Annotated in this window: 5 protein-coding genes and 2 pseudogenes; 1 reads left to right on the top strand and 6 read right to left on the bottom strand. The window is 45.5% G+C overall.

The window, feature by feature from the left end; all coding sequences use genetic code 11:
- Positions 1–81 precede the first annotated feature (81 nt).
- The 6 genes and pseudogenes from B5E60_RS12710 to B5E60_RS12735 form a co-directional block, all read right to left on the bottom strand.
- Positions 82–1,389 carry a sigma-54-dependent transcriptional regulator gene (locus B5E60_RS12710; RefSeq protein WP_087312198.1) on the bottom strand — a complete coding sequence of 436 codons (1,308 nt, stop codon included), beginning with the start codon at positions 1,387–1,389 and terminating at the stop codon, positions 82–84.
- A 12-nt stretch (positions 1,390–1,401) separates the two neighbouring features.
- Positions 1,402–3,723: a hybrid sensor histidine kinase/response regulator gene (locus B5E60_RS12715; RefSeq protein WP_239403347.1), complete on the bottom strand. Its 2,322-nt coding sequence runs from the start codon at positions 3,721–3,723 to the stop codon at positions 1,402–1,404.
- Entirely contained in the window at positions 3,701–4,501 is an 801-nt protein-coding gene (tatC, locus tag B5E60_RS12720; RefSeq protein ID WP_087312200.1) for a twin-arginine translocase subunit TatC, read from the bottom strand. Before tatC ends, B5E60_RS12715 begins: the two co-directional genes overlap by 23 nt.
- 15 nt (positions 4,502–4,516) lie before the next feature.
- Positions 4,517–4,708 carry a Sec-independent protein translocase subunit TatA/TatB gene (locus tag B5E60_RS12725; RefSeq protein WP_018711874.1) on the bottom strand — a complete coding sequence of 64 codons (192 nt, stop codon included), beginning with the start codon at positions 4,706–4,708 and terminating at the stop codon, positions 4,517–4,519.
- Positions 4,708–5,217 carry an ECF transporter S component gene (locus B5E60_RS12730; RefSeq protein ID WP_087312202.1) on the bottom strand — a complete coding sequence of 170 codons (510 nt, stop codon included), beginning with the start codon at positions 5,215–5,217 and terminating at the stop codon, positions 4,708–4,710. The genes B5E60_RS12725 and B5E60_RS12730 overlap by 1 nt, the downstream gene beginning before the upstream one ends.
- Before the next feature lie 11 nt (positions 5,218–5,228).
- Positions 5,229–5,642 (bottom strand): annotated as a pseudogene (locus B5E60_RS12735) (DUF362 domain-containing protein); the annotation flags it as partial.
- Here B5E60_RS12735 and B5E60_RS12740 point away from each other — a divergent pair.
- Positions 5,607–5,783 (top strand): annotated as a pseudogene (locus B5E60_RS12740) (winged helix-turn-helix transcriptional regulator); the annotation flags it as partial. The pseudogenes B5E60_RS12735 and B5E60_RS12740 sit on opposite strands and share 36 nt — an antisense overlap.
- Positions 5,784–6,000 lie beyond the last annotated feature (217 nt).

The raw sequence follows: 6,000 nt of genomic DNA on the forward strand, positions 1-6,000 counted from the left end.
TTAATCGGAAATCCAACCGTAAGGTTTCCGATTATCTGCAAATATAAGCATTTTATTCCTTATAGGGATGTAAAATGTCTGCTATTTACTATTTAATCCATATTTTTTCATTTTACGGTATAGTGTGGAGGGATCGATGTGTAGCATTGCTGCGGCATGTTTGCGATTTCCACGTGTGATTTTTAAAGCCTGTACTATCGAGTGTTTCTCTTCCGCATCATTCTCAGGGAAAAGATTGATCTCTTCAGTTGTTGCTTCTGGTTTAATGTTTATGTCGGTTATCCCAATGACTGGCTGTTTGGTCATGAGTACCGCCCTTCTTATTCTGTTATGCAGTTCCCGCACATTTCCCGGCCAATGGTAAGAGAGAAGCAGTTGTTCCGCTTCAGGGCTGAATCCCTCGGTTGGTCTTTTTAGTTCTCCGGAAAATTTCTTCCTGAAATGGTTTGCCAACGGCAGGATATCTTCAGGACATTCGTGCAGGGAAGGCATGACAATCTCGAATTCGCATAGCCGGTGGTATAGGTCTTCCCTGAACCGTTTTTCCTGTATGGCAAGTTGAAGATCCTCGTTTGTGGCGGCTACAATCCTGACGTCAGCCCGCTTTTCCCTGTTGCCACCTATTGGGATGTATGTACCCTCCTGAAGCACTCGCAAGAGCATAGCCTGGACTTCAACAGACAGTGTACCTATCTCGTCAAGGAAAAGGGTGCCGCCTTTCGCCATTTCAAAATACCCGTCCTTATTGGTGTCGGCGCCGGTAAATGTACCTTTTATGTGTCCGAAGAAGAGTGAAGGTGCGAGTTCCTTGGGTATAACCCCACAATTCACGGCGACAAACGGCATATCCCTCCGTTCTCCTATATAGTGGATACGCTGTGCCACCGATTCTTTTCCTGCGCCGTTCGGACCGAGTATGAGTACCGAAATATCAAACGGCGCAACTGTCTTGACCAGATGTTCGATTTCTTTCATCTGAAGGCTGTTTCTGGGTAGCAAGCCCTTGTCCTTGTCACATATTACGGAACGAGGGTGGAAAATGTCTTTCAGTTGTCTCTGTAGTTCGTCCATTTGTACCGGTTTTGCCAGATAGTCTTTGGCTCCCAGTTTTATGGCTTGCACAGCACCCGGTACAGAGGCATATCCTGTCATGATAATGAAAGGAATGTCCAGCCTTTCTTTCCGCATCCATTCAAGCAAAGATATACCATCCCCCTCCGGCAGGCGTACGTCGGACAGCACAAGGTCGAAACTTTCTTTCTTGAGCAGTTTTCGTGCCCCTGGTTCATCTATTGTTATCTCTGCTTCATAACCGGATTTTTCCAACCATTTTTTCTGTTGCCCGGCAAGCATGATGTTGTCTTCAACTATCAGTATTCTGTATTTCATTCATGTTTTCATTTAATTATGTCCGTCCATTTCCGATAATCGGCTTTTTGTCTCAGATATCAGCCGGTCTATTCTTCTGACAATTCTTTCCACATCATTGCGGAATGTTGGCTCATCCGTATCTTCCGCATAATGTTCATAGCTGTACGGTTCCAGCTCATGGGCTATTCCCAATTGCTCCCACATCGGGTACATCCTGTGCAGAGTTTCCCATATCCGCTTCCGGTCGGGCTTTTCCTGACTCAAAGAATCCAGCAAGTCAGAACTGTTCCTATTGGATTCCTCTATAAAAGTCTCCAAAGTCCAGCGTTCATCTCCCGTAGTGACATACAGAGCCTCGAAATCTGGAGAATGATTGTCCATAGTTCTGTCCTGTCCAATGAGTGACGAGAGAAATTCGAGCAGGTCTCTTGTATAGAACGGTTTGTGGATACAGCCGGCAAATCCAGCCTGAATATAGCGGTCTGTATCACCATCGTTACGGGCGGTCATTGCAGCTATGGGAATTGTCCGTGAATTTCCTATGTTGGAAAGGCGTAGCAGATGCAACAGGGCAAAACCTCCTGTACCACGCATCTGTATATCGGTCAGCAGCAGGTCGTATTCTCCGGTTCTCAATGCTTTGACCACTTCCTGTGCATTGGTACAGGCTCGGCATGAGATACCGCTCCGTTCCATCATTTCAACGGTGTTGCGCAATTGTATCGGATCGTCATCGACTACAAGAACCCGTCGCGGAAGTCTGAGACTTCCTGCATCCGGTTGGGAATTGTCTTTTGCAGGCTCATCGGTTTGTCTAAGCGGGATTTCTACCTTGAATTCGCTGCCTTTACCAATCTGGCTCGAAACCGATATACTTCCTCCGAACAGGGTCACCAGCCCCTTGGTAATGGAAAGTCCCAGTCCGAAGCCTTCTGAATCCAAATCAGGAGCAGCCCGTTCAAAGGGCTGAAAAATGCGTTGTGCGGTATTCTCGTCCATTCCTATCCCCGTATCTTTGACCTGTACTGAAAGAGTACCGTCTTCATGACTTGCCATAAACTTGATATATCCTGTACGGGTGAATTTTACAGCATTCTCCAGAATATTGACCACTATCTGTCTTATGCGGTCTGCATCGCCAAAGGCGGTGATGCCGCAACCCATAAAAGCCTTGTCAAACATCAATCCTTTGTCGTTCGCCTTGCGTGTGTATTCTTCAGCGATACTTTCCAGAAAGGATTCAAGATGGAAAGGAATTTCGTTCAGGGTCTCCTTTGCATCGTCCAGACGGGAGAGGTCAAGCAGGCTGTTGGCAAGCCGGGTGATATGACGTGATGATTCAAGGATGTTTCCGAGATAGGCATTGCGGCGTTTACGGTCACGAGTATCCATGGCCAGTTCAGCACTGCCACTGATGGCATTGAGAGGTCCTCGTATGTCATGGGAAAGTGTGATGATTATTTTCTTGCGCATGTCGGAGAGTGTACGGTTTTGTGCTGCCGTATCTTCCAGTTCTGCCTTGTCCCTTTCCCTGCGGTTAAGGTCACGCATGATGATAAGGTGCGAAATGATGAGCAGGATGATGGCCATGCCGATTACTCCTGCCATTAAAAAGAACGACATTTTCTCTGCTTCTGCCATTTTTAACTCTCTTTGTGAAAAGGCAGTCTGTGCCTGTTCGTCGAGGTCATTTATAAGTTTGTTCAATGTCCTGTTCAATTCCCTATTGCGCATACGGAGGCTGTCGGCATAAATATCCATTTCGCTCGCTTGCCTTTGCTGTATGGCTATCAGGCTGTCGCTGAAAACGTACAGTTCTTTGGCGGATGGCATTACTTGCATTTCTTCTTTTTTCCCAAAGAATCCTGCAATCCCTTTTTTCTTTTGTTCTATGGTACGGATACGTGTCGCACGCCTCGCCACTTCCGGCAACTGGTTTACCAGCAGGCTGTCCGCTTCAGTCCGTCGTTCAAACATTTCCATTATGTGCAGCAGATGTGTCTCCTTTGCGGCAAGCAGGGCACGAAGAGTGTCTATCTGTTCCGGGCGTACATATTCATGGCAGTGTCGTTTAAGCGAGTTCAATAAACTGTCGGCTTGAAGTCGGCGGTTACGATAGAACAGATAGTCCGCTTTGTCCCAATTTACCACACCCTCACCCAATGTGGCGAGCCCCGTAATACGGCGATGAGCCGTGTTGATACCACGACGTATATGGCTTATGTTTGCCGTTTCAGCCTCAATTTCGCGCATCCGCTGCCGTTCATATACCAAAATGGCGGCCATGCTACCAATGACCGCCAAAAGAATGACATAGCCAAATAGAACCTTATGTTTTAGCAGTAATTTCATTTTTCTGAATTAAAGTATTCTTTACAATTAAAATACTCATCTCATATAAGAGCCACATCGGGCATGCGACCAATAATAGTGTAAAGACATCTGACGTAGGTGTTATAATGGCTGCAACAACAAGGATGATGATTATGGCGTGTTTCCTGTAGCGACGCATAAAACGGTCTGTAAGGAAACCAAGCTTGGCAAACAACCACGAAAGAATCGGTATTTCAAAAACAAGTCCCATGGTTAGTGACATCAACATAAGGGTGGAGATATAGGAATCCAGCGTAATGAGGTTGTCCACATCTCTACTTACTTGGTAGGTTCCCAAAAAACGAAACGTCAGCGGGAAAATCAGAAAGTAACTAACAAGCACTCCAATACCAAACATCGCATAGCCACCTCCAACTACCCGCATAACGTATCTGCGTTCATTTTCATATAAGGCAGGAGAAACAAACCAAAACAGTTGGTACAGTATATACGGAGACGTACACAGAATCCCAGCACAGAGGGCTGTTTTCATATGGATGACGAACTGCTGTGCCAAACCAGTGTTTATCAATCGGACTATAAAGGCTTCTGACCCTCCGCCAACCCAGGATGAAATCATGTTGAACACACGGTATGTGATAAAATCCGACTGCTTGGGAGCAAGGATTACATCGAACAGTTGTTCCTTGAAAAAAAATGCCACAACTCCGAACACTACTGAAACTGCGATTATCTTCACAATTGCAACTCTCAATACATCCAGATGCTCCCAAAATGTCATGTCGGTTTTCTGCATGGTCTCTCCTCATTTTTATTCATTTTTTGTGGAAGAATTGTTTTCTTTCACATCCAATTCTTTTTCAATCCCATTCATACCTTCCTTAAAACTGCGGACACCTTTACCTATGCCTTTCATCAGTTCCGGAATCTTCTTCCCTCCAAAGAATAGAAGAACAATCAGTATGATAAAAATAATTTCTTGTGTACCAATTCCAAACATCATTATTTATGTATTAAGTATTTAACAAACAAATATCCACCGAAAATCTGTATGAGCATCCCCGGAATGCCGATACGGAAATCTTGTGATGCCAGATAAAAATCTCCCTTCAACAGCCATTCTCCCAATGTTCCTAATAGCTGATAACCCAATACCACCACGAGCATCAGAAAGACAGATACCTTTTGAAATCTATGTGCCGTATATCCTGCTATTCCTGCAAGCAAGACAGATTTAAGAAGAATAGCCGGTAATGAAGACAATGCAGGCATTCCGAAAAGTGCGGAATTGAGCAATGGTGAGGCTATCGCTGTCAACAGGCCGACGCGCCAGCCATATTTATAGGCGCCTATTAATGTGAAAAGATAGATAGGCAACCAGGTCGGACCTCCCATATGAACCGTATGGCAAAGCTGGGGGACAATCATATTCCCCAAGGTGAAAAGCGCAGCCGCCAAGTACGTTTTCGCTTGTTTATACCCTAATGAATAGAGTTTAATTACTGCTTCCATAAAATAATAATTTAATCAAGTTCAACCAATTCATATTTCTGACTTCCCATTCCGAGTGATTCGGCATGATCCAGCGTATGCATCCCGTGGCGTGAATCAATACGCTCAATCAGATGGATTTTCCCGTGATCCTCTGATGAACGTACCAAATCGGTACAGGCCCTGTCAAGAGCGACCGGGTCGAGAGAAGCAAGAATGCCAATATCGCCCATCTCGGGATCTGCCGGTGAAGAGTCACAATCACAATCTACCGAGAGGTTGTTAGCTACGCTGATATACAAAATGTTCTCTCCACAATGGTCTGCAACTGCTTTGGCGGCTTCTGCCATGGACTCCAGAAAATCGTCCTGCGCAGGATTGCCCCAACTCGTTGTACTGGTTCCTGCGGATTGGAGGATGACGGCTATATTACCCGTACTGTATATCCAGAAGTTCCTCCACGGGTGGAATATGCGCTAACGGAACGTACACGCTCTCTATTGCCACATATTAATTCGTTAATAGAATGGGCGTTAGAAAATAAGGATGCGATTATCAAAGACAGAAGAAAGGCACATGGGAAATGACTTGCTTGTAATAGGGTAAGCAAGCGGTTTTGGTCTGCCCCAAACACAAACTTGCTACCCTCCCATTGCCATTGTTTATAATCCCATGCCCTTGCCTTTCCTAAGCGGCTCGACAGTCCTCCTGATGGACGAAAACAGCCTGCCAAACTGCTTCTTGAACCATTCCCCAATCGGTTGCCCGTTGATGGCAAGTGCAAGTTTAGACCTGTCTTTCGGG

Source organism: Alistipes sp. An116, assembly GCF_002161005.1.
GTDB lineage: Bacteria > Bacteroidota > Bacteroidia > Bacteroidales > Rikenellaceae > Alistipes > Alistipes megaguti.